Genomic DNA, 349 nt, shown 5'->3' with positions numbered 1-349 from the left:
GCATTTCCCAAATTCCTATGTAAACGGCATACGTGACCGTATTTCATCTTGCACAGATGCTATCACCTGCCAAAAATAGGCGGAAAAGTGAAAAGGAAACAACTCGTGATAATTCGAATTTCTCGCTGTAACAGCTACAAAAAAAGATTGGGAGGGATGACATTGATCGAATTACTGATAGCCGTTGTGATTGTCGGGATCATTACTGCTGTCGCCTACCCTTCTTATACCAATCATGTAATTAAGTCTCATAGGACGGTTGCCTTGAGCGATCTTAGTCGAATTCAGCTAGAGCTAGAGACATCTTATGATGGTGGGTACGACTGGAGTCATATTATCTCTGGAGGCA

The 349-nt window shown here is 42.4% G+C and carries 1 protein-coding gene; it reads left to right on the top strand.

Annotated elements, in window-relative coordinates; all coding sequences use genetic code 11:
• Positions 1–108 precede the first annotated feature (108 nt).
• The coding region (locus tag FTW16_RS22265) for a type IV pilin protein (RefSeq protein ID WP_146492468.1) at positions 109–349 on the top strand (241 nt) is incomplete at its 3' end.

It is taken from the genome of Vibrio sp. T20, assembly GCF_007858795.1.
Taxonomy (GTDB): domain Bacteria; phylum Pseudomonadota; class Gammaproteobacteria; order Enterobacterales; family Vibrionaceae; genus Vibrio; species Vibrio satsumensis.
This window is presented reverse-complemented; position numbering and strand designations above follow the sequence as displayed.